The sequence below is a fragment of the Streptomyces sp. NPDC092369 genome, from assembly GCF_044755245.1.
Lineage (GTDB): Bacteria > Actinomycetota > Actinomycetes > Streptomycetales > Streptomycetaceae > Streptomyces.
The window spans coordinates 239,023-259,758 of record NZ_JBIVQP010000007.1 but is presented as its reverse complement, the minus strand read 5'-3'; the positions used below and the strand labels follow the sequence as shown (position 1 = coordinate 259,758).

Below are 20,736 nucleotides of genomic sequence, written 5' to 3'. Positions count from 1 at the left end.
CCCGCGGCTGCCCTACTGACGCTCCATTCGGGGGCTGCCGCGCCAAGGCACCCGCGCAAGACTCCAGCTTGCCTGCCGAGGTGCGGCAACACCCGCATGGAAACCAGGAGTTGATGGAGTATGACTGCACGGTCCGACGGGCTCGCCGTTCGGCTGGCCCGGCTCTCCCGGCACCGGGATGGACGCTTCCTCTTCGTGCCGATGGACCACTCGGTGGCCGACGGGCCGATCGTCGACGCCGCCCGCTTCAACGGGCTGGTGAGCGACGTGGTGGCCGGCGGCGCCGACGCGATTGTCGTGCACAAGGGACGGGCCAGGACGGTCGATCCCCGGCTGCTGCGCGAGTGCGCCCTCGTCGTCCACCTCAGCGCGAGCACCCCGCACGCGCTCGACGGCGACGCCAAGGTCCTGGTCGGCGATGTGGAGGAGGCGGTCCGGCTCGGCGCGGACGCGGTGAGCGTCCACGTCAACATCGGCTCCGACTCCGAGGCCGCGCAACTGTCCGACCTCGGCTCGGTCGCCGAGGCCTGCCAGCGCTGGAACGTCCCGCTGCTGGCCATGGCCTACCCGCGCGGACCGCGCGTCACCGACCCGCATGCCCCGGCGTTGCTCGCGCACGTCGTGAACGTGGCGGCCGACCTCGGCGCCACCCTCGTCAAGACCTCGTGGCCGCGGCCGTTCGAGCGGCTCGCCGAGATCGTCGACAGCTGCCCCATCCCGGTGCTGCTCGCGGGCGGCCCCGCGGGCACCGCGCTCAACGAGTTCGCCGCCGCCGCGATGGCCGCCGGAGCAAGCGGCCTCGCCGTCGGCCGCGGTGTCTTCCAGCACCCCGAGCCAGTCAAGGCGGTCCGTGAACTCGCCGAGGTGATCCACGGGTTGCCCGACTCCGCGGAACTGCTGACCGGCCCGGTCCCGGCCGTCGTGCGCTGAGCCGGCGCGCCACGCGCCCGACACCTCCCGCCCTGTCCACCCGCTGCCGAAGGAACCACCCATGCATGAGGAAACCCGCGCGTTCGTCCTGACCGTGGTGCGCGACGTGATCAACCTGCCCCTCCCGGACCGGGTCGACGACGACACGCCCCTCGGCGACTCCGGCCTCGGCCTGGAATCCCTCGCCACCATCGAGCTGATGCTCCAACTGGAGGGCGAGTACGACATCGAGCTGCCGGAGTCGGAGCTCGATCCCGAGGCCGTCTCCACCCTCGGCGAACTCGTCGCGGTGGTGGTCGAGCGCCGTTCGCGCGTGGCCGCGGGCGGGGCCGCTCAGTGATCTCCGTCCGCGACGTCGTACGGATGCTCGGCGAGTGCGGCTTCCTCGCCGAGGACGCCGACCCGGACGACGAGTTCGTACTCGACTCCCTGACCCTGGTCTGGCTGGTGCACCTGCTCCAGGAGGAGCACGGCATCACCGTCGCACCGGACGACGAGGAGGACCTCGCCTCCTGCACCTCCGTGGCCGAACTGCACCGCCTGCTCACCCGCACCACGGCCAAGGAGGTCGTCCATGACGCATGAGGTGGCGATCACCGGGTTCGGCGTGTTCACCGCGTTCGGGTTCGGTGCCCAGGCCCTGCGCGACGGCGTGTTCGCCGGACGGCCGGGCTTCTCGCCGGTCACCCGCTTCGACCCGGCCCCCTACCGGGCCACCTACGCCGGGACCTACGAGGGTGACGGTCCGCCCGTGCCCGACGTGCCTGTCAAGCCCGGATACACGCCGGCTCAAGCCGACGTACTGGACGCGTGCGCCGCCGAGGCGCTGCGGATGGCCGGCGCCGACGCCGCCGACGCGCCGGTCCTGCTCGGAACCAACGGCGACTACGCGGCGGCCCGCTCCTTTTGGGAGGACAGCGCGGCCGGACACCAGCCCGCCGACCGGCGCATGCTGGACAGCCTTCCAGCCCGCCTCGCCCACCGACTCGGCGAGCGCCACGGCCTCGGCGGCACCCGGCTCGCGTTCGTCAACGCCTGCGTCGCCTCCACCAACGCCATCGCGCACGGCGCGGCCCTCATCGCGAGCGGCGCCGCGCACACCGTGGTCTGCGGCGGCGCGTACCTCGTCACCGAGGACGTGTTCGCCAAGTTCGACTCCGGCAAGGCCCTCAGCCGCCGCGACCGCGTCCGCTCCTTCGCCGCCGACCGGGACGGACTCCTCCAGGGCGACGGCGTGGCCGTCCTCGTCCTGGAGGACGCCGCCCGTGCCCGTGCCCGAGGCGCCGAGGTGCAGGCCAAAGTCGCCGGATGGGGCATGGCGGCCGACGCCCACCACGTCATTCAGCCGCACCCCCAGGGCCTGGGTCTCGCAGCGGCGGCCCAAGCCGCGCTGCGCCGCGCCGGGATACGGCCCGAGCACCTCGGCTACGTCAACGCGCACGGCACCGGCACCCCCCTCAACGACGTCGCCGAGACCGCTGCCCTGCACCGCCTCCTCGGCCCGCACACCGGCGACGTACCGGTCAGCTCCACCAAGAGCAGCACCGGTCACATGCTGGAGGCCACCGGAGCCGTCGAGGCCGTGATCACCCTGCTCGCCCTGCGTGACGGCGTACTGCCGCCCACGGCGGGCCTGACCGAGCCCGACCCCGCCTGCGACCTCGATCACATCCCGTCCGCGGCCCGCCCGTCCGACGCCCGCTACGCCCTCTCCCTCAACGCCGCGTTCGGCGGGGTCAACGCCGCCCTCGTGCTGGAGCGGCCATGACACCCGCCACGCGCCACCCGACCTCACCGACGAAGGACGCCCGTATGCCGACCGCGCTCACCCGGCCGCGCGCCATCGCGGGCGCCGCCTGCCGCACCCCGTGGGGAGAGGCGGCGGCCGGGCTGCCCGGCGCCGCCGACACCGAACTGCCCAAGGTGGTCGGCTTTGTCGTCTCCCGCTTCAGCCCCCTCGTGCACGACGTGGTCACCGCCTGTCTCGGCGCGCCCGGCACCCCGGACGACCTGGTCGGCGACCTCGGGCCGCGAACCGCCGTCGTCCTGGCCACTCTCTACGGCGACACCACCACTACGGACACCGCCACCCAGCGCCTGGTCGCCGGACAGGTCCACAGCCCCCTGCTGTTCTTCCAGTCCGTCACCACCTCGATCCTCGGCCATCTCACCAAGCGGTACGGCATCACCGGGCAGCTCACCTGCATCTCGGCGGGCGGCGACCTGGCCGCCGACGCCCTGCGCACCGCCGACCTGCTGCTCGACCAGGACGACGTGGAACAGGTCCTGGTGATCGGCGTGGAGACCGAGCCGGGCCGGCGGGCCACCTGGGTGCACGAGCGGATCGCCGCCGAAGAAGGCCTTGAGGCGCTGCCCGCCGGTGATGCGGCGGTCGCCCTGCTGCTGCGCCGCACCACGTCCGGACTGCCCGAACTCAGGTCCGTACCCGCCGAGCCTGCTCCCGCGGACACCACCGCCGCGTGGAGCGCACCCTTCGGCTGGCTGCGCGCCCTCGTGGAGACCGCGCAGGCCGCCGAACGGGTCAGCGGCGGCCGGGTGACCCGCGCGGTCGTCCATACCGGCGGCCCCGACCGCTTCCAGGTCGGCCCCACCGCCCCCTGACCGACCCGAGAACCCCAGGAAAGGTATCCGCATTGAACGCGAACGCATCGAGCGGCCCCACCGGGCCCGTCCCTCCTGCCGGGGACGACACCGCCCCCGACTGCGTCGTCGTCGGCGCCGGACCGGCCGGACTGCTGGCGGCGCTGCTGCTCGGTCGCCGAGGCCGGCGCGTCACCGTACTGGAGCGCCGCCCCGACCCCGCCGGCGCCGCACCCGCGGCCGGCGGGTCCGTCATCGTGCAGCCGGTCACCCTCGGCCTGCTCGACCAGGCGGGGCTGCTCACCGCCGCCTCCGTGGGAGCCGGCCGGATGCTAGGTGCCGAGGCCTACTTCGGCGGCGCCCTCGCGGGCAGCTACCGGTACGAGGATCTCCCCGGCAGCCCCGTGCCGTACGCGCTGTCGCTGCGGCCCGGCGCGCTGCTGGGCGGGATGCTCGCCGCGCTGGACGCCCTGCCGAACGTGACGCTGGTGTGGGGTGCCGAGGTCGAGTCGCTCGGCGGCACCCCCGGCGGCGCCCGCACCCTGACGGTCCGTACCCCCGGCGGCACCCGCGACTACCGGCCCGCGTACCTGCTGGCCGCCGACGGCCGCGACTCCGCCGTCCGCGCACTCGCCGGGATCCCCGCGGAGGTCACGGCATCCGGCGGCGGCTACCTCGACGCGGGCGTGCCCATCCCGCCCGGCTGGGACGAGCTGACCCGGGCGCACTTCGGCGCGCACGGCTACCTGCTGGAGACCCGCCGCGGCGAGGACGGTCTGGTGATCGTGTGGATCACCGACGCGGCAGCCGCCGCCGCGGTCCTGGACGGGCCGGTGGAGGGCCTGGTGAAGGTGTGGTCCGACGTCGTGCCCCGGCTGGCCGACTGGTTCGCACAGCACATCACCGACTGGGACCAGGTACGCCGCGTCCAGCACCACTCGGTACGGGCGCGGGCATGGAGCGCGGGCAACGTCGTCCTGCTCGGCGACAGCGCGCACGGGATGCACGCCTTCGCGGGGCAGGGCATGAACACCTCCCTCCAGGACGCCGTGTGCCTCACGGACGCCGTGGACCAGGCGCTGACCGGGCAGGGCGACGGCGGCTTCGACGTGTTCGAGCAGATCCGTCGCCCTTATATAGAGGCCCTCCAGAACCTCCAGGCCACCAACACCCCCGCCCGCGCGGACCAGGCGGCACCGGAGCGGGAACGCGCCCCTGAGTTCGAGGTCCTCGCCCTCGGCCAGCCCGAGATCAGGCCGCTGCTCGCGCGGGCCGCCGCCCGCCAGGCGCGGTACGCCACCGCGAAGCACTGACACACCACAGAAGGAGTCTCCCGATGGACCGGATCGGCTTCGGCGCGTTCCTCTCCCCCCTGCACCCGCTCGGCGAGGACCCGACCCTCAGCATGTGGCGGGACATGGATCTGGTCGTATGGCTCGACCAGCTCGGCTACGACGAGTTCTGGGTGGGCGAGCACCACTCGGCCGGCTGGGGCACGATCGCCTCGCCCGAGCTGTTCATCGCCGCCGCCGCCGAGCGCACCCGGCACATCAGGCTCGGCACCGGCGTCACCAGCCTGCCGTACCACCATCCGTTCATGGTGGCCTCGCGCGCCGTCCAACTCGACCACATGACGCGGGGCCGTTTCCAGCTCGGAGTCGGCGCCGGCTCGCTCCCCTCCGACATGCACATCCTCGGCATCGACCCGGCGGACACCCGCCCGCGCACCGCCGAGGCACTGGAGGTGATCCTGCACCTGCTGCGCAGCGAGGAACCGCTGACGCGGAGCACCGACTGGTTCGAACTGCGCGACGCGCGCCTTCAGTTGCGCCCCTACTCGCCGGGTGGCATACCCGTGGCGGTCTCCAGCGCCTCCTCGCCGAGCGGGATGCGGCTGGCCGGACAGCACGGCCTCGGGCCGCTCTCCCTCGGCACCCCCCGCCCCGGCACCTCGCCCAGCGACCTGCGCGCGCAGTGGGAGTACGCGGAGGAGGCCGCCGCCGAGCACGGCCGGACCGCCAACCGCGCCGACTGGCGGGTCACCCTGCCCGTGCACATCGCGGAGACCCGGGAGGACGCGTACCGAGACGTCGTGGAGGGCTGGCTGCGCTACCGCAACGAGTACTGGGCGCAGACCCTCGGACTGCCGATCGCGCTCTCGCGCGCCGACGCCCGCAAGGCGCTGGAGGCGGCCGTCGACAACCACGGTGCGATCATCGGCTCCGTGGACGATGCCATCCAGGCCGTGGCACGTGTCCAGGAGGCCACCGGCGGCTTCGGCCGGCTGCTGGTCACGGTCCAGGACTGGGCGCCCCGCGACCGTATGAAGCACAGCTTCGAACTGCTCGCCCGGTTCGTCGCACCACGCTTCAACGGCTCGCTGCGCGGCCTTGAGGCCTCCCAGGAGTGGACCTCGCAGCAGACCGGCGCTTGGACCGAGCGGCACGGCGCCACCCTGCTCGGCCGCCCGGCTTCGTTCGGTGGGTGCGCTCAATGGCCCATGCCGAGCCCGCCGTCCACCGGCAGGACCGCCCCGGTGATGTACGCGGCCTGGGGCGAGGCCAGCCAGAAGACCGCCTCCGCGACCTCCTCGGCGGACGCGCTCCGGCCCAGCGGCACCTCGCCGAGGATCTGTTCGCGGCGCCGCTGCCCGAGGACCTCGGTCATCTCGGTGTCCACCAGACCCGGCGCGACCACGTTCACGGTGATCGAGCGCGGCCCGAACTCGCGGGCCAAAGACCTCGCGAGACCCACCATGCCCGCCTTGCTCGACGCGTAGTTGGCCTGCCCGGCCGAACCGCGCAGCCCGGCCACCGACGACAGGAACACCATCCGGCCCCCACGCCTGCGCACCATGTCGGCGGACGCCTGGCGGGCCACCCGGAAGGCACCCCCGAGATTGGTCTCCAGCACCCGGGAGAACTGCTCGTCCCCCATCCGCATCAGCAGCCCGTCGTCGGTGATGCCGGCGTTCGCCACCAGCACCTCCACCGGCCCGTGCGCCGCCTCCGCCTGCGCGAAGGCCTCGGCGACCTGCGTGGCGTCCGTGACATCGCACTTGACGCCGAGCAGGCCCTCCGGGGCGCCCGAGCCGCGGTGGGTGACGGCCACCGAGTCGCCGTGCGCGGCGAACCTCTTGGCCACCGCGAGCCCTATGCCGCGGTTGCCGCCTGTGACCAGTACCGAACGTCCCACAGTGGTGTGCTCCTTCTTGAGTCGGTTCACGGATCGCTCAGGTTCCGGCCTGTGCGGGCGGGGACCCCAGGACGGCGTAACCGCCCTGGTGGTGGATGAGCGGACGCCGGATCGGGTCGGCCGCGTGCACCGCGCCGACCCGGCCGAGGAACAGCACGTGGTCGCCGCCCGCGTAGACGTGCTCGGTACGGCACTCCAGGGAGAACACCGCACCGGCCAGCAGCGCGTGCCCGCCGTCGCCGATCCGGCCGCCCAGGTGCTCCTGCGCCCGGTCGCCGCGTGGCCGGTCCCGGCCGGCGAACACGGCGGACAGCTCCGCCTGGTCCTCGCCCAGTACGTTCACGGCGAAGCCGCCCACCGCCTCGATCGCCCCGCGCAGTCTCCCGGTCGCGCCGACGCTCACCATCACCAGCGGCGGGTCCAGCGAGATGGAGGTGACCGAACTCGCCGTCACCGCCTCGGTCGTGCCGCCGCTGCCGGCGGTGACGACCGTGACGCCGGTCGGCAGCAGGCCCATCGTGCGGCGAAAGAGCGCGGCGTCCACGGAGGCGGTACGACCACCCGCGCCGCCCGGCCGCCGCGCAACGTGCATCGACATGCGTTCGCCTCTCTCGGGTTCAGCGCTTGTAGACCAGGCAGGTCAGCCTGGCCGTGCACGTCAGCCGCCCCTGGTCGTCGGTGATGGAGACCTGGTACGACGCCACCCGGTCGCCCCGCTCCAGCGGGGTGCACACACCGGTCACCAGGCCGCTGCGGGCGGAGCGGTGGTGCGTGCAGGACAGTTCGATCCCGGCCACCGTGCCCCGCGGGGCGACGTGGATGCCGGCCGCGACCGATCCGAGGGTCTCGGCGAGCACCGCGTTGGCGCCGCCGTGCAGCCAGCCGAACGGCTGCTGGTTGCCCTCCACGGGCATCGTGCCGACCAGCCGATCCGCGTCCCAGGACACGATCTCGATGCCCATCCGCGTGGCCAGCTGCCGATCCGCGAGCGAGGGCGGCACGGACAACATGCTGCGGGGCACCGGCGGTTCGGCCGGCGCCGGGACGTCGGCCTTCACGGCCCTGCTCTCCATAGGTCTCTTCTCCTGGGTCGCGGGCCCGAGCACCGTGGGGCACCGGGCTTCACCCCGTACTGTCGCGCGCCCGGACAGGTCGGCCAAGACCTGATCCACGTACCCGAATCTCATCCGTCGGTGACGTCATCGGGGTGCACCATCGAGCAGGGCAGTCGGGTCTTATAAGCGCGAATCAGTTCTTCCAGGATTCATCGCGGCAGCGTTTCACCGAACCGCCCGAATCCCGCATCCCGAGCCACCGGAGAACTCCTTGGAATTCGCGCCCCATTCCTCCGTGCCCGCGGATTCCGACCGGCTCCCGTGGCCGGAATACCTGGACCGGATCGGCTACGCCGGGCCGGTGGAGCCGACCGCGGACTGCCTGCGCGCCCTGCTCGCCGCCCACCTCGGCGCGGTCCCCTACGAGATGCTCGAATCCCTCGAAGGGGTCCGGCCCTCGCTGGAGTACGCCGACATCTTCGACAAGCTGGTCCGCCGCCGTCGCGGGGGCACCTGCCTGGAGGCCACGCCGCTGTTCGGCGCGTTCCTGCGGTCCGCCGGATTCGACGTGCGGCTGGTGGCCGCGCAGATGTGGCGGGTCAGCGGCGAGTGGTGGACGCACTGGGACCACCTGGTGCTGCTGGTCACCGTCGAGGGCACCACGTACCTGGTGGACGTCGGGTTCCTGATGCTCTCCCCGCTGCACCCGCTGGACATCTCCGGTGCCCCGGCGGATCAGGGCGGATGGACGTTCCGCGTGGCGGCCGACGACGAGGGTCCGACCCTGCTGCGGGCCGGCTCCGACGGGGTGTGGACGCCGGTCTACCGCTTCGCCGGGCAGCCGCTGGACATCCCCGACTACGCGTGGATCGTGGACTTCCACCTGGAGGCCGAGGACTCCCCGCTGACCGGCAGCCTGCTGTGCTCGCGCACCCTGTCCGACGGCAAGATCGCCGTCCTCGGCGACAACGTCGTACGGGCCCGCGGCGGCACCCAGACCATCGACTACCTCGCGGACGCCGACGACGCCGCACAGGCGCTCGGAGAGGTTCTCGCGGGTCATCCGGAACTCGTCACCGAGGCACTCGACGCCTGGCGCAAGGTCAGGGCTAACCGGCGCGAGAACGCACGCCGAATCATCTGAACCCGCTCACCGAAACGAACAGGAATCGTCGCATGGGCATATTCGGAAAACCGCTTGAGCGGTCCTGGGGCATGGGAATTCGGGCGGTCGGCGGGTATCTCCCCGAGAAGTCGGTCAGCAATACCGACCTGGAGGACATTCTCCTCACCCGCGACGACTGGATCAGGGCGAACATCGGTGTCGAGACACGCCGGATGGCCGCCGACGACGAGCACACCTCCGACCTCGGAGCCGCTGCCCTCAAGGACGCCTGCGCCCGCGCGGGCATCGATCCCGCAGAGGTCGACCTCGTGATCTGCGGTACCTACACCCCCGACAACATGGCACCGCCCGCCGCGATGCTGGTGATCGACAAGGCGGGCGCGCACGGCGCCACCGGATTCGACATCAACAGCGGCGCCTGCCCCGGGGGAGTGTTCGCCCTGGACGTCGGCGCCAAGTACCTCGCCTCCGGCGAGTATCGGCGCGTCGCCGTGGTGCTCGCCGACGTCAACACCCGGACCATGGACTGGAAGGACCCGGGCCCGGCCGTCATCTTCGGCGACGGAGCCGCCTGCTACCTGCTGGAGCGTTGCCGTCCCGACCGGGGCCTCGGCCTCACGCTGCTGCACAGCGACCCGACCCGCTACACGTCGGTCTGGGTGGCCCGCGAGAAGCGCGCTCTGCGTGACGGCACCCCGCTGACCAGCGGGTTCGGCGACAACTTCGCCCAGCTGTCGGGCCGTGACGTGCACGACTTCGCCGTCGGTGAAGTCCCCGGCATCATCCAGGAGTTGCTCGCCCGGGCCGACCGCAAGGCCGACGACATCGCCCTGTTCGCGCTGCACCAGGCCAACCTCTACATCGTCCGCGGCATCATGGCCGCCCTCGGCGTCCCCGAGGACCGCACCGTCACCAACATCGAGAAGTACGGCAACACCTCGGGCGCCAGCGTGCCCCTGGTGCTGCGCGAGGCCCAGGACCTCGGCCGGCTCTCCCCGGGCGACGAGGTCGTGCTCGCGGCGTTCGGCTCCGGCCTGAGCGTCGGTGTCGCACTGGTCCGCTGGTGCGGCGCCGAGGACTTCGAGACGGTGACGGCCGCGTGAACACCCCGCCCCCGCCCACCCGTTCCGCTTTCCGCGGCGCCCTGACCGGTCTGCTCGGCCTCGGCACCTATCTGCCCTCTCGCAAGATCACCAACGAGGAGATCTGCGAGCGGATCGACAGCTCCGACGAGTGGATCCGCAGCCGCTCCGGCATCCGCGTCCGCTATTGGGCCGAACCCTCCGAGACAGTCGAATACATGGCCGCCATGGCCGCCGAACGGGCCCTGGAACACGCCGGGATCGACGCCCGCGAGGTTGGGTGCGTGATCGTGTCGACCGTCTCCCACCTGCACCAGTTCCCCTCCCTCGCGGCCGGGGTCGCCCACCGCATCGGCGCCGACGCACCCGGTGCCTTCGACATCTCCGCCGGCTGCGCGGGCTTCTGCTACGGACTGTCCCTCGCCTCGGACATGGTCGCCGCGGGCAGCGCCCGCCACGTCCTGGTCATCGCCGTCGAACGGCTCTCCGAGCTCCTCGACCACACCGACCAGCACACCGCGTTCCTGTTCGGCGACGGGGCGGGCGCCGCCGTCGTCGGACCCAGCGACCAGCCCGGCGTGGGACCCGTGGTGTGGGGATCCGACGGCTCCCAGAAGGACACCATCCGGCAGACGCACTCGTGGGCGGCGCTGCGCGAGACACCCGGACTGGGCCAGCCGTACATCACCATGGACGGCCGCGAGGTCTTCCGGTGGGCCGCCTACCAACTCGGCCCGATCGCCGAAGAGGCCCTGGCACGGGCCGGGGTGAGCGCCGCCGACCTCGACGCCTTCGTCCCCCACCAGGCCAACGCCCGGATCACCGACGAACTGGTCAAGGGCCTCGGCCTGCCCGCCGGAGTCGCCGTGGCCCGCAGCGTCGAGATCCACGGCAACACCTCCGCGGTGTCCGTCCCGCTCGCCATCGAGGAACTGCTCGCCCGCGGCGACGCCCGGCCCGGCGGCCTCGCGCTGCTGCTGTCCTTCGGCACCGGCCTCGTCTGGGCCGGACAGGTCGTACGACTGCCCCCGGCGCCCGCCGGGCCGCCCCGAGGGGCCGTCACCGCACCCGCCACCGACACCACCCCGACCGCACCCACGAAGGAGTCCCGATCATGACCGCAGTGCAGAGCGACACCCTCCAGACGCTCAAGGAGATCCTCGACGAGGTCGCCGGAGTGCCGGCCGAGGACGTCACCCCCGACAGCTCCTTCACCGAGGACCTCGCTCTGGACTCGCTGACCGTCGTGTCGCTGTTCGTCCTGGTCCAGCGCCGCTTCGGCATCGAGGTGCCCAACGAGGTCTTCGACCAGCTCACCACCGTCGGCAAGGCGGTCGCCTACCTCGAACGCGGAGAGATCCCGGCCTGACGGCCGCCTCCCGCCCCGACTCGACGAGCCGGAAAGGCAGTTCATGCATCTCATGGCCAGGCCGAGCAGAAAGCCGCTGCGCGGCGAGCTGCAGGTCCCTCCGTCCAAGTACCACGTGCACCGCGCACTGATCCTCGCCTCGCTCGCCGACGGCACCAGTCGCATCCAGGGCGTCTCCGACGCCCGCCACGTGCGGTACACCGTCCGCCTGCTGCGCGACCTCGGCACCCGCATCACCGTCGAGGGCGACACCTACGTGGTGACCGGCGGACGCTACCGGCCGCGCGGCACATCCGTCTCGGCCGGCAGCTCCGGTACGACGCTGTACTTCATGCTCGGCCTCGCCTCACTGGCGGACACCCCCGTCACCGTGACCGGCCAGAAGTACTTCCGGCGCAGGCCGGTCGGGCCGCTGCTCGACGCGCTGCGGGACCTGGGCGTACGGCTGGAGTCCGCCGACGGCTGCCCGCCGGTGCACCTGACTCCCGGGCGTCCCACCGGTGGCCGGGTGGTCATCCCCGGCACCCTGTCGCAGTGGATATCGGGGCTGCTGCTGCTCGCCCCGTTCGCCTCCGGGCCCACCGTGGTCGAGGTCGAGGGCGAACTCAACGAACGCCCGTACGTGGAGCTGACCGTGGCGATGATGCGCCGCTTCGGACTGCGGGTCGGTGTCGCCCACGACTGGCGGCGCTTCGAGATCGAGCCCGGCCAGCATGCCCGCCCCACCGACCTGGTCCTCCCGCCCGATCTCGGCTCGGCCGCGTTCGGCATCGCCGCCGCCGCCCTGCACCCCTCCGACGTCCTGCTGCGGGGGATCACCCGGCTCGACGGCGACCCGGGTGACCACCCCGAGATCGGCTTCCTGGACGTCGTACGGCGCATGGGCGTACCGATGGTCCTCGACGAGGCGGCGGGCGGGGTCCGCATCCGCCACGACGGCACCCGCCTGCGCGGTACCACCGTCGACTGCCGCCAGGTCCCCGACATGCTCCCGGTGCTGTCCACGCTGGCCGCCCTCGCCGACGGCGAGACCGTCTTCGAGCACGTCGGGCACGTCCGGCTCAAGGAATCCGACCGGGTCGCCGCGATGCTCCAGCTCAACGCGATGGGCGCCGACCTCACCCTGGACGGCGACCGACTGCGGGTGCGCGGCGTCGGCAGCCTCACGGGCGCCCGGCTGTCCTCGTACAACGACCACCGGATCCTGATGTCGCTCGCCCTGGCCGGCACCCGGGCACATGGCGTCACCACTCTCACCTACCCGAAGGCGTACCAGATCTCCTACCCGGGGTTCCTGACCGATCTGACCGGTCTGGGGCTGCGGCTGACCGTCGAACAGGGCCGCGGGCCCGCCGCGTCCACCGCCCCCGCCGACCAGTTGCGCTACTGGGCCGCCCGCCGCCCCGACGAGACCGCCCTGATCGACGCCCGGGACGACCACGAAACCACTCTGACCTGGGCCGAGCTCGACCAGCGCGTCGACCGCGCCGCCACCGCCCTGCTCGGCCTCGGGGTGCGACCCGGCGAGGCCGTTGCCTACCAGCTGCCCAATTGGGCGGAGTTCGTCGAGGTCTCCCTCGCCGCCCTGCGCATCGGCGCCGTCTGCTGCCCGCTCATGCCGATCCTGCGCCAGCGCGAGATGGCGTTCGCCCTGCGCCGCTCCGGCGCGAGCGTGCTGCTCGTCGCCGACCGCTTCCGCAACCGCGACCACTGCCGCGAGACGGAGGCCTGGTTCGCCGAACAACCCACGGGCCGCGCCCGGGTCCGGCATGTCGCCGTCGTCAGCGGCGACCGCGAGCCCGTGGAACTACCCGTCGACACACCCGGCGTGACCTGGCACGACTGGGGCGCCCTCACCGCCGCCGGCGAGGTCGACCACGAGGCCATCGCCACCCGTCGCCCCGCCCCCGACGCGCTGGCTCAACTGCTGTTCACCTCCGGCACCACCGGCGAACCCAAGGGCGTCCTGCACCGCAACGACACCCTCGCGCACGCCGCCCGCCTCCAGGCCGAACGGCTCGGCCTCGACGACCGTGACGTGGTCTTCATCCCGTCCCCGCTCGCCCACCAGACCGGCTTCCTCTACGGCATGTGGTCGGCGATCGCCCTCGGGGCGCCTCAACTCCTCCAGGCGCACTGGAACCCGCGCACCGCGCTGCGTGCGATGACCGCGCACGGCGCAACGTTCATGCAGGCCGCGACGCCGTTCCTGGCCGACCTGGTCAAGGAGGTCGAGGCGGGCGGCGCCGCTCCCGCGACACTCGGCGCGGTCGTGGTGACCGGAGCCGCCGTGCCGCGGACCCTGGCCGAGCGGGCGACCGCCGTCCTCGGCACCGCGGTGTGCGGGGCGTTCGGCACCACCGAGACCTGCCTCGGCTCGCTCTCCGCCCCCAGCGACCCGCCCGCAAAGGTATGGGGCACCGACGGCCGCGCCCTGCCCGGCGTCGGACTGCGTGTCACCGACGACACCGGACAGGTCCTGCCCGCCGGCAGCGAGGGTAACTTCGAGGTCCACTCGGACACCGCCTTCGTCGGCTACTTGGACCGCCCCGACCTGACGGCCGAGGCCTGGGCCGACGACGGCTGGTACCGCACCGGAGACCTGGCCGTCATCGGCTCCGACGGTTACGTCCGCATCACCGGCCGGGTCAAGGACGTCATCAACCGCGGCGGCGAGAAGGTGCCCGTCGCGGAGATCGAGGAACTCCTGCACCAGCACCCCTCGATCGACGAGGTCGCCGTCGTCGGCACACCCGACGAGCGGCTCGGCGAACGCGCCTGTGCCTTCGCGTCCCTCGTCGACGGCGCCGACCTCGACCTGGAGGCCATGCGCAAGTACCTCGACCAGCAACAGGTCTCCAAACACTACTGGCCGGAGCGGCTCGAACTCGTCGACCGGCTGCCCCGCAACCCCGCGGGCAAGGTCCAGAAGTTCATCCTCAGGCAGTGGGCCGAGACCCGCCGCCCCGCCTCACTCCAGGAGCAGCAGGCATGACCCTCACCACCGAGACCGCGACCGCGGCGCCCGGCATCGACACCGCCGAGTTCGAGCTGCTGCGCGCCGAGGTCGCCGCGTACGTGGCCGGCCCCGCCGAGGCGTGGGCCGAGCGGATCGAACGCACCGGGGAGGTCCCCGAGGAACTGTGGAGCGAACTACGCGAGCGCGGTTACCTGTCCCTGGCCGCCCCGCGCGAGTACGGCGGGCGGGGACTGTCCTTCCCGCAGTGGATGGACCTGATGGAGCTGTTCTCCCGCTCCCACGGTTCGCTGCGCATGATCGTGCACGTCGTCAACGGCACCTGGCGGGCCATCGACCGCTTCGCCACTCCCGAGCAGCGCGAGCGGTTCGTGCTGCCGTCGATCGCGGGCCGCATCAAGGCCGCCTTCACGCTCACCGAACCGGACGCCGGCTCCGGGGCCGACATCCGTGCCAGCGTCGTACGGGAGGGCGACACGTACTACCTGACCGGCGTCAAGCACCTCATCACCTTCGGGGTTCGCTGCGACTACTGGCTGCTGGCCGCGCGGCTCGAAGGCAGCACGGGACACGAGGGCACCGTCGCCCTCATGGTCCCGCGGGACGCGCCCGGCGTGAGCGTCGAGGACACCTCGCAGACCATGGGCGTCACCGGCACCGACCACGCCCGGCTCACCTTCGACCGGACCCCCGTCCCGGTCGCCAACCGGCTCGGCGCCGAGGGCGACGGCCTCACGGTCGCGCTCGGCGGATTCCTCACCCCGTCGCGGATCTCGGTGGCGATGAGCTGCGTGGGCCTGGCCCGCCGCGCCCAGGAACTGGCCCTCCAGTACGCCCGCAACCGGGTCACCTTCGGTCGCCCGCTGACCTCCCGGCAAGTCCTCCAGTTCATGCTCGCCGAGAACGAGGCCGACATCGAGGCGGCCAGGCAGCTCACCCTGCATGCCGCCCGCCGCTGGGAGGCGGGCGACGCCGACGCCCCGATGCTCTCCTCGATGGCCAAGCTGACGGCCGTCGACATGCTCGGCCGCGTCACCGACAAAGCCCTCCAGCTCCATGGCGGTTCCGGATATTGGAAGACCAGCCCGATCGAGCGGGTCTACCGGGACGCCCGGGCCCAGCGCTTCGAGGAAGGCACCAACGAGATTCAGAAGACGATCGTCTTCCGCGAGCTGCTCAACCGTACGGAGGCCGGCCGATGATCACGCCGGACAGACCGTTCCAGGACCGGGTGGCGCTGATCACCGGGGCGTCCCGTGGCATCGGGCGGGCGCTCGCGCTCACCCTCGGCTGCGGCGGTGCCACCGTGGTGGTGAACTACAAGAAGAACGCCGACCTCGCCGAGAAGACCGTCGCCGACCTGGAGGAGGCCGGCGGGCGCGGCTTCGCCGTACAGGCCGATGTGGAGACCGTGGAGGGCGTGCAAGCCCTGTTCGATGCGGTCCGCGAGGAGTACGGCAGGCTGGACCACTTCGTGTCCAACGCGGCGGCGGGCGCCTTCAAGAACATCCTCGACCTCAAGCCGCACCACCTGGACCGCACGTACGCCATGAACCTGCGCCCGTTCGTGCTCGGCGCCCAGCAGGCCGTCCGGCTGATGGACTCCGGGGGCCGGATCGTGGCCCTGTCCAGCTACGGCAGCATCCGCGCCTACCCGACGTACGCGGCGCTCGGCTCGATGAAGGCGGCCATCGAGTCCTGGGTCCGCTACATGGCCGTCGAGTTCGCCCCGTACGGCATCAACGTGAACGGCGTCAACGGCGGCCTCATCGACTCCGACTCCCTCGCGTACTTCTATGAGGTCCCCGGCATGGCCGACATGAGGACCGTCCTGGATCGCGTACCCAAGGGACGGGCAGGAACGGTCCAGGAGGTCGCCGACAGCGTCGCGTTCCTGCTGTCGCCCGGCGCCGAGTACATCACCGGGCAGACTCTGGTGGTCGACGGCGGGATCAGCGTCGTGGCACCGCCGTTCTTCGCCGACACCTCACCACCGCTCAGCCTCGGCGAGCGGCCCGCGTGGGAGGCGTAGGTGCTGGAGCACGCCCTTGGGCCGGGCACCCTGGGCGGCCTGCGGCTGGCCAACCGCATCGTCATGGGAGCCATGCACCTCAACCTGGAAACCCGCGACGACGGCGGCGCCGGCATGGCCGCCTTCTACGCGGAACGCGCCAGGGGCGGAGCCGGTCTCATCGTCACAGGAGGCTGCGCGGTCGGCCCGGAGGGCTCAGGCGGACGGCACTACGCCAGGATCGACGACCCTGCCCGGCACGCCGCCCTCGCCGCCTGGGCGGCCGCCGTGCACCGCGAGGGCGGCCGGATCGCGCTCCAGCTGTTCCACGCCGGACGCTCCACCGACAGGCAGACCACCGGACACACTCCGGTGGCACCGTCGGCGCTCGCCGGGGGACTGAGCCGCGAAGTTCCCCGGGCGCTGGACGAGGCCGGCGTCCACGAACTGATCCGCCGCTTCCACGACGGCGCCCTCCGCGCCCGCGAACTGGGCTTCGACGCGGTCGAGGTGATGGCCTCGGAGGGGTATCTGCTCAACCAGTTCCTGTCCCCGCTGGCCAATGTCCGCGACGACGCCTGGGGCGGTGACCCCGAACGCCGCACCCGCTTCCCGCTGGCCGTGCTGGACGCGGTACGGGCTGCCGTCGGCCCCGGATTCCCGGTGGTGTTCCGGGTCTCCGGCACGGACCTGATGCCCGGCTCCAGCACCCCCGAGGAGATCGACCGCTTCGCCGTCGCACTGGCCCGGGCCGGCGCCGACGCGCTGAACGTCGGCGTGGGCTGGCACGAGTCGCGGGTACCGACCGTCCAGAGCCTGGTCCCGCCCGGCGCCTGGACCGGCGAGGCGGCCCGGATCCGCCGCGCGGTGCGGGCGGCGGGCCTGAACACGCCGGTGATCGCCTCCAACCGGATCAACCGGATGGACCTCGCGGACCGCGTACTCGCCTCCGGCCAGGCCGACTTCGTGTCCATGGCACGCCCGTTCCTCGCCGACCCGGAGATCGTGCGCAAGGCGCGGCGCCCAGGTGGCCCGCTGACCAACATCTGCATCGCCTGCAACGAGGCCTGCATCGACCGCTCACTGGGCGACGAACCCGTCTCCTGCCTCGTCAACCCCCGGGCGGGACGGGAGCTGGAGTTCCCGCGCCGCAAAGGCCGCCGGCGACCCCGGCAGCCCAGGCTCGCGGTGGTCGGCGGCGGACCGGCCGGACTCGAGGCGGGCCGGACCCTGGCCGCACTCGGCCACCGGGTCGAGCTGTACGAGGCGGCCGACGAACTCGGCGGCCAATTCCGGCTGGCCCGCCTCGTCCCCGGCAAGGAGGATTTCGGCGACACCATCCGCTACTTCGCCGCCGAACTGCACAGACTCGGCGTGAGCGTCCACCTCAACCGGCCGCTGAACACCACCGACACCGACCTTCTGCGTGGCTTCGACGGGGTGCTGCTCGCGACCGGCGTCGCCCCGCGCCCGGCCGCCCTGCCCGGCGAGCACCTCCCGCACGTCGTCGGCTACCAGGACGCCCTGCGCCACCCTGAACACCTGGGACACCGGGTGGTGGTGATCGGCGGCGGCGGCATCGCCGTGGACCTGGCGCACCTGCTCGCCCAGCGTGGGCACGAGGTGTGCCTGCTGCGCCGCTCGGGACGCGTCGGCGAGGGCATCGGCCGCAGCACGCGGTGGGCCGTACTCGCCGAGCTGCGCGAGAAAGGCGTGCGCTGGCGGACCGGGGTGCGCTACCGGGCCGTATTGCCGCAGGGCGTGCTGCTGCGGGACGACGCGGGCACCGAACGGCTGGAACCGGCCGACACCGTGGTGATCTCGGCCGGGCAGACGGCGGTGGACGCGCTGCGTCCGGTACTGGCCGCAGCGGGCATCACCCACCGCGTCGCGGGCGGCGCGGCCGACGCCCGCGACCTGAACGCGGTCCGGGCCGTGGAGGAGGGTATGCGGGCCGCGCACGCCCTGGCCCGCGAGGCGTCCGACGGCGCAGGCCTCAGGGGGCGCGCCGCAGTCCTTCCCACGCGGCAGCCGCTGCTTCCCGGTAGGACAGGCGGTCCGGCCTCGTCAGCCACTGGGTGATCAGGCCCACGAAGGCGCCGGCGAGGTAGTGCGCGCGCAGGTCGTCCGGCAGTGCGCCGGACGGCCGGGCACCCGAGGTCCGCAGTTGGGCCATCACCTCCTGCGCGAGCAGGTCCCGCAGCCGGTTGACGAACCGGGCGGTGCCGGAGGGGCCCAGCAGCCGCCGGTACAGCGTGGCGTTCGCATCCACGTGCTTGAACAGCTCCACCAGCTCGGGGGGCATCCGGTCCGGCGGGTGGGCGAGCGGGCAACTGGCGGCGGCGCGGGCGAGACCGCTGATCTCGTCCTCCATCGCCGCGAGCAGCAGCTCGTCCCGGTCCTTGTAGTGGAGGTAGACGGTGGCCCGGTTGACCGTGGCCCGCTCAGCGATGTCGGCCATCGTGATGGTGTCGGCGTCGCGCTCCGAGGCGAGTTCCAGCGCGGCCGTGCGAAGCAGCGCGCGCGTCCTGAGCACCCGAGGGTCGACGCGGCCTGTCGAGGTCTCTGCGTGGGGTTCCAGCACCCCGCCACCCTACCTGTGAACGACACAAAGTGGATAAGCGACGCCTGTTGTATAGTCTGGAGTCGTCCTGCACCCGATCATCAGGAGGCTGACCGTGCGGATCGAGGCCCGGACCGATCTGACCTGTCCCTGATGCCACGTCGGCAGGCACTGACTCGCGCCCAAGCGGACCGACGAGAGGCCGGTGAGCGGCGCGTGAGTGGCGCGCCGCTCATGTCGCGCGGGCGACGGGCGGTTCACACCGCCAGCAGGCCGTCCTCCATGGCGCGGACTACGGCGAGGGTGCGGTTGGGGCAGTTCAGCTTGGCCAGCACATTGCCCACCAAGCGCTTCACGCCGTGCTCGGAGATCCGGAGCTGGCGGGAGACCTGCTTGTTGCTCAGGCCCTCCGCGACCAGCCGCAGCACCTGCAGCTCACGTGGGGTCAGGGTCGCACCGGTCGAGCCCCAGGGCTGCACCCCGCCTCGTGAGTTGGGGCCGGCTCGTCCCAGCAGCCGCCTGGCCAGTGAGCCCGATACGTGGAACTTGCCCTCGGTGACGTCGGCCACCGCGTCGGCCAGGATCCGCGGTTCGAGGTCCGTCCAGTCGACGAACCCCTGCGCGCCGCTGTTCGCCAGCCACGGCACGTCGAGGCCGTCCGGGCCGTCGATGAGCAGGAGCACCTTCACGCCGCGGTCGCACAGCGCGCGGATGGCGGCGCGGGCCTCGTCGGTCGCGAGGTCGTCGGCCGCCGCGAGCACGGCGTCGAACTGCTGCCCGTCCCAGGTGCTGATTTCCTTCAGGCTGAAGCTGACGCTGTGGACCGAGCTGATCCCGCTCAGGGAACGGATCATGCCCTCGATACCGTAGCGGTGAATTGTGTTCTCGATAATCAAGGAAACGCGCAACCCAGCGTCGCCCGACTGAGTTCCCACTGTGAGAAATCTCCTTCAATAAGGCAGGGGAGGAGTAAGAGACGGAAGAATTGGCCGCCTAGTCGGCAGGGAATGCCACAGCGGCGAAATGGTCCGGCCCGGTGGGCAGGTTCTGCACCCTCCAGGTATCCGCCGGACAGCCGCCGACGGTGTGGCGGACCAGTGCGCGCGAGCGTTCCGGCTGAACATCGAGGCGCCCCATTGCGGCCTCGATACCGATGCCGCTCGCCTTGGTCACGGCTTCCTTCCGTGTCCAGCAGCGAATGAACTCGGCCGGGATCCGTTCGGCGGGGACCTCGGCCAGATAGGACCGCTCGCCGCCCGTCAGGACGGCTCCGGTCAGTCGCGTCAGACGCTCGGCGCTGATCGGCCGCAGCATCTCGATGTCGGCACCCACCCGCATCCCGTCGGCGACCACGCACAGCCAATATGGCCCTGACCTGGACAGGCTCAACTCCAACGAGGTTCGCGGCGCCCGGATGTAGGGACGGCCGTGGCTCGTCCGGCCGCAGCCGGGACAGGTGTGACGACCGAAGCGGACGTCGCTCGCACCGCAGCCGAGCAGGCCGGAGATCAGTCGGCGCACCGCCGCGTGCGTGGCGGCGTAACGGGCTCCCCGGACCGGGTCACGGAAGGCCGAGAACCTGGCCCTCTCCTCCTGGTCGAGCAGCGCGAGATCCTGCGACTGAAGGGTTCCTGACACCCGTCCGGATCGGAAAACGATTCTGCTGTCGAGTATCGTCCCGACTGTCATGGCCAGTCCGAGGAAAATTCGTGCCGGACGGCATTTCTGTGCACGGCCTTCGCCATATGCTCCCCCGTCGAGTGATAGCGCAGATGGAAAGATCGTATGAATACGCTGCGGAAGTTGCAAGGGGAAAGAACCCGCCAG

20 protein-coding genes and 1 pseudogene are annotated in these 20,736 nt (G+C 72.1%); 15 read left to right on the top strand and 6 right to left on the bottom strand.

Annotation, left to right across the window (positions count from 1 at the left end; genetic code table 11):
• The first annotated feature begins 120 nt into the window (after window positions 1-120).
• From ACIQI8_RS36240 to ACIQI8_RS36210, 7 genes and pseudogenes are all read left to right on the top strand, one after another.
• Window positions 121-930: a 2-amino-3,7-dideoxy-D-threo-hept-6-ulosonate synthase gene (locus tag ACIQI8_RS36240; protein WP_402360364.1), complete on the top strand. Its 810-nt coding sequence runs from the start codon at window positions 121-123 to the stop codon at window positions 928-930.
• A gap of 61 nt (window positions 931-991) precedes the next feature.
• Window positions 992-1,270: an acyl carrier protein gene (locus tag ACIQI8_RS36235; protein ID WP_402360361.1), complete on the top strand. Its 279-nt coding sequence runs from the start codon at window positions 992-994 to the stop codon at window positions 1,268-1,270.
• On the top strand, window positions 1,267-1,515 hold the full coding sequence (locus ACIQI8_RS36230; protein WP_402360358.1) for an acyl carrier protein: 249 nt from the start codon (window positions 1,267-1,269) through the stop codon (window positions 1,513-1,515). Before ACIQI8_RS36235 ends, ACIQI8_RS36230 begins: the two co-directional genes overlap by 4 nt.
• Window positions 1,505-2,698, top strand: coding sequence for a beta-ketoacyl-[acyl-carrier-protein] synthase family protein (locus ACIQI8_RS36225; RefSeq protein ID WP_402360355.1), 1,194 nt, complete (start codon window positions 1,505-1,507; stop codon window positions 2,696-2,698). The genes ACIQI8_RS36230 and ACIQI8_RS36225 overlap by 11 nt, the downstream gene beginning before the upstream one ends.
• Window positions 2,695-3,552, top strand: coding sequence for a beta-ketoacyl synthase chain length factor (locus tag ACIQI8_RS36220; RefSeq protein WP_402360352.1), 858 nt, complete (start codon window positions 2,695-2,697; stop codon window positions 3,550-3,552). Before ACIQI8_RS36225 ends, ACIQI8_RS36220 begins: the two co-directional genes overlap by 4 nt.
• 32 nt (window positions 3,553-3,584) lie before the next feature.
• Window positions 3,585-4,844, top strand: a complete 1,260-nt coding sequence (locus ACIQI8_RS36215) for an FAD-dependent oxidoreductase (protein WP_402360349.1) — start codon at window positions 3,585-3,587, stop codon at window positions 4,842-4,844.
• A 23-nt stretch (window positions 4,845-4,867) separates the two neighbouring features.
• Window positions 4,868-5,785: pseudogene (locus ACIQI8_RS36210) on the top strand (LLM class flavin-dependent oxidoreductase); the annotation flags it as partial.
• Window positions 5,786-6,021: 236 nt separating this feature from the next.
• Here the strand turns inward: ACIQI8_RS36210 and fabG are convergent.
• The 3 genes from fabG to ACIQI8_RS36195 are packed head-to-tail and all read right to left on the bottom strand — an operon-like array spanning window position 6,022 to window position 7,736.
• Window positions 6,022-6,726, bottom strand: a complete 705-nt coding sequence (fabG, locus tag ACIQI8_RS36205; RefSeq protein ID WP_402360346.1) for a 3-oxoacyl-ACP reductase FabG — start codon at window positions 6,724-6,726, stop codon at window positions 6,022-6,024.
• A 37-nt stretch (window positions 6,727-6,763) separates the two neighbouring features.
• Window positions 6,764-7,324, bottom strand: coding sequence for a flavin reductase family protein (locus ACIQI8_RS36200; RefSeq protein ID WP_402360344.1), 561 nt, complete (start codon window positions 7,322-7,324; stop codon window positions 6,764-6,766).
• A gap of 19 nt (window positions 7,325-7,343) precedes the next feature.
• Window positions 7,344-7,736 carry a PaaI family thioesterase gene (locus ACIQI8_RS36195; protein ID WP_402361342.1) on the bottom strand — a complete coding sequence of 131 codons (393 nt, stop codon included), beginning with the start codon at window positions 7,734-7,736 and terminating at the stop codon, window positions 7,344-7,346.
• A gap of 340 nt (window positions 7,737-8,076) precedes the next feature.
• On the opposite strand from ACIQI8_RS36195, the gene ACIQI8_RS36190 reads away from it, so the two are divergent.
• The 8 genes from ACIQI8_RS36190 to ACIQI8_RS36155 are packed head-to-tail and all read left to right on the top strand — an operon-like array spanning window position 8,077 to window position 18,428.
• Window positions 8,077-8,925, top strand: a complete 849-nt coding sequence (locus tag ACIQI8_RS36190; protein ID WP_402360341.1) for an arylamine N-acetyltransferase — start codon at window positions 8,077-8,079, stop codon at window positions 8,923-8,925.
• Window positions 8,926-8,957: 32 nt separating this feature from the next.
• The gene (locus ACIQI8_RS36185) at window positions 8,958-10,010 is read left to right on the top strand and encodes a 3-oxoacyl-ACP synthase III family protein (RefSeq protein ID WP_402360338.1); all 1,053 of its coding nucleotides are present in this window, start codon (window positions 8,958-8,960) and stop codon (window positions 10,008-10,010) included.
• Window positions 10,007-11,107, top strand: a complete 1,101-nt coding sequence (locus tag ACIQI8_RS36180; protein WP_402360336.1) for a beta-ketoacyl-ACP synthase III — start codon at window positions 10,007-10,009, stop codon at window positions 11,105-11,107. Before ACIQI8_RS36185 ends, ACIQI8_RS36180 begins: the two co-directional genes overlap by 4 nt.
• A complete protein-coding gene (locus ACIQI8_RS36175; protein WP_402360333.1) occupies window positions 11,104-11,358 on the top strand; it encodes an acyl carrier protein in 255 nt (84 codons plus the stop codon). The genes ACIQI8_RS36180 and ACIQI8_RS36175 overlap by 4 nt, the downstream gene beginning before the upstream one ends.
• Window positions 11,359-11,401: 43 nt before the next feature.
• On the top strand, window positions 11,402-14,353 hold the full coding sequence (gene aroA / locus ACIQI8_RS36170; protein ID WP_402360330.1) for a 3-phosphoshikimate 1-carboxyvinyltransferase: 2,952 nt from the start codon (window positions 11,402-11,404) through the stop codon (window positions 14,351-14,353).
• Window positions 14,350-15,537 (top strand): acyl-CoA dehydrogenase family protein, encoded by a 1,188-nt coding sequence (locus tag ACIQI8_RS36165; RefSeq protein ID WP_402360328.1) that lies wholly within the window; start codon window positions 14,350-14,352, stop codon window positions 15,535-15,537. Before aroA ends, ACIQI8_RS36165 begins: the two co-directional genes overlap by 4 nt.
• On the top strand, window positions 15,534-16,367 hold the full coding sequence (locus ACIQI8_RS36160; protein WP_402360325.1) for an SDR family oxidoreductase: 834 nt from the start codon (window positions 15,534-15,536) through the stop codon (window positions 16,365-16,367). Before ACIQI8_RS36165 ends, ACIQI8_RS36160 begins: the two co-directional genes overlap by 4 nt.
• On the top strand, window positions 16,368-18,428 hold the full coding sequence (locus ACIQI8_RS36155) for an FAD-dependent oxidoreductase (protein WP_402360323.1): 2,061 nt from the start codon (window positions 16,368-16,370) through the stop codon (window positions 18,426-18,428). It abuts the gene before it with no gap.
• On the opposite strand, the gene ACIQI8_RS36150 is transcribed toward ACIQI8_RS36155, so the two are convergent.
• From ACIQI8_RS36150 to ACIQI8_RS36140, 3 genes are all read right to left on the bottom strand, one after another.
• Window positions 18,343-18,930, bottom strand: a complete 588-nt coding sequence (locus ACIQI8_RS36150; protein ID WP_402360320.1) for a TetR/AcrR family transcriptional regulator — start codon at window positions 18,928-18,930, stop codon at window positions 18,343-18,345. The two genes, ACIQI8_RS36155 and ACIQI8_RS36150, sit on opposite strands and share 86 nt — an antisense overlap.
• A 236-nt stretch (window positions 18,931-19,166) precedes the next feature.
• Window positions 19,167-19,763, bottom strand: coding sequence for a response regulator transcription factor (locus tag ACIQI8_RS36145; protein WP_402360317.1), 597 nt, complete (start codon window positions 19,761-19,763; stop codon window positions 19,167-19,169).
• Window positions 19,764-19,902: 139 nt separating this feature from the next.
• Entirely contained in the window at window positions 19,903-20,547 is a 645-nt protein-coding gene (locus ACIQI8_RS36140; RefSeq protein ID WP_402360314.1) for a 4'-phosphopantetheinyl transferase family protein, read from the bottom strand.
• Window positions 20,548-20,736 lie beyond the last annotated feature (189 nt).

Excerpts from the sequence above, each read along its gene's own strand:
- ACIQI8_RS36220 (WP_402360352.1), top strand. The coding sequence starts at position 2,695 with ATGACACCCGCCACGCGCCACCCGACCTCACCGACGAAGGACGCCCGT.
- ACIQI8_RS36160 (WP_402360325.1), top strand. The coding sequence starts at position 15,534 with ATGATCACGCCGGACAGACCGTTCCAGGACCGGGTGGCGCTGATCACC.
- ACIQI8_RS36200 (WP_402360344.1), bottom strand. The coding sequence starts at position 7,324 with ATGTCGATGCACGTTGCGCGGCGGCCGGGCGGCGCGGGTGGTCGTACC.
- ACIQI8_RS36165 (WP_402360328.1), top strand. The coding sequence starts at position 14,350 with ATGACCCTCACCACCGAGACCGCGACCGCGGCGCCCGGCATCGACACC.
- aroA (WP_402360330.1), top strand. The coding sequence starts at position 11,402 with ATGCATCTCATGGCCAGGCCGAGCAGAAAGCCGCTGCGCGGCGAGCTG.
- ACIQI8_RS36235 (WP_402360361.1), top strand. The coding sequence starts at position 992 with ATGCATGAGGAAACCCGCGCGTTCGTCCTGACCGTGGTGCGCGACGTG.
- ACIQI8_RS36240 (WP_402360364.1), top strand. The coding sequence starts at position 121 with ATGACTGCACGGTCCGACGGGCTCGCCGTTCGGCTGGCCCGGCTCTCC.
- ACIQI8_RS36195 (WP_402361342.1), bottom strand. The coding sequence starts at position 7,736 with ATGTTGTCCGTGCCGCCCTCGCTCGCGGATCGGCAGCTGGCCACGCGG.
- ACIQI8_RS36175 (WP_402360333.1), top strand. The coding sequence starts at position 11,104 with ATGACCGCAGTGCAGAGCGACACCCTCCAGACGCTCAAGGAGATCCTC.
- ACIQI8_RS36225 (WP_402360355.1), top strand. The coding sequence starts at position 1,505 with ATGACGCATGAGGTGGCGATCACCGGGTTCGGCGTGTTCACCGCGTTC.
- ACIQI8_RS36145 (WP_402360317.1), bottom strand. The coding sequence starts at position 19,763 with ATGATCCGTTCCCTGAGCGGGATCAGCTCGGTCCACAGCGTCAGCTTC.
- ACIQI8_RS36185 (WP_402360338.1), top strand. The coding sequence starts at position 8,958 with ATGGGCATATTCGGAAAACCGCTTGAGCGGTCCTGGGGCATGGGAATT.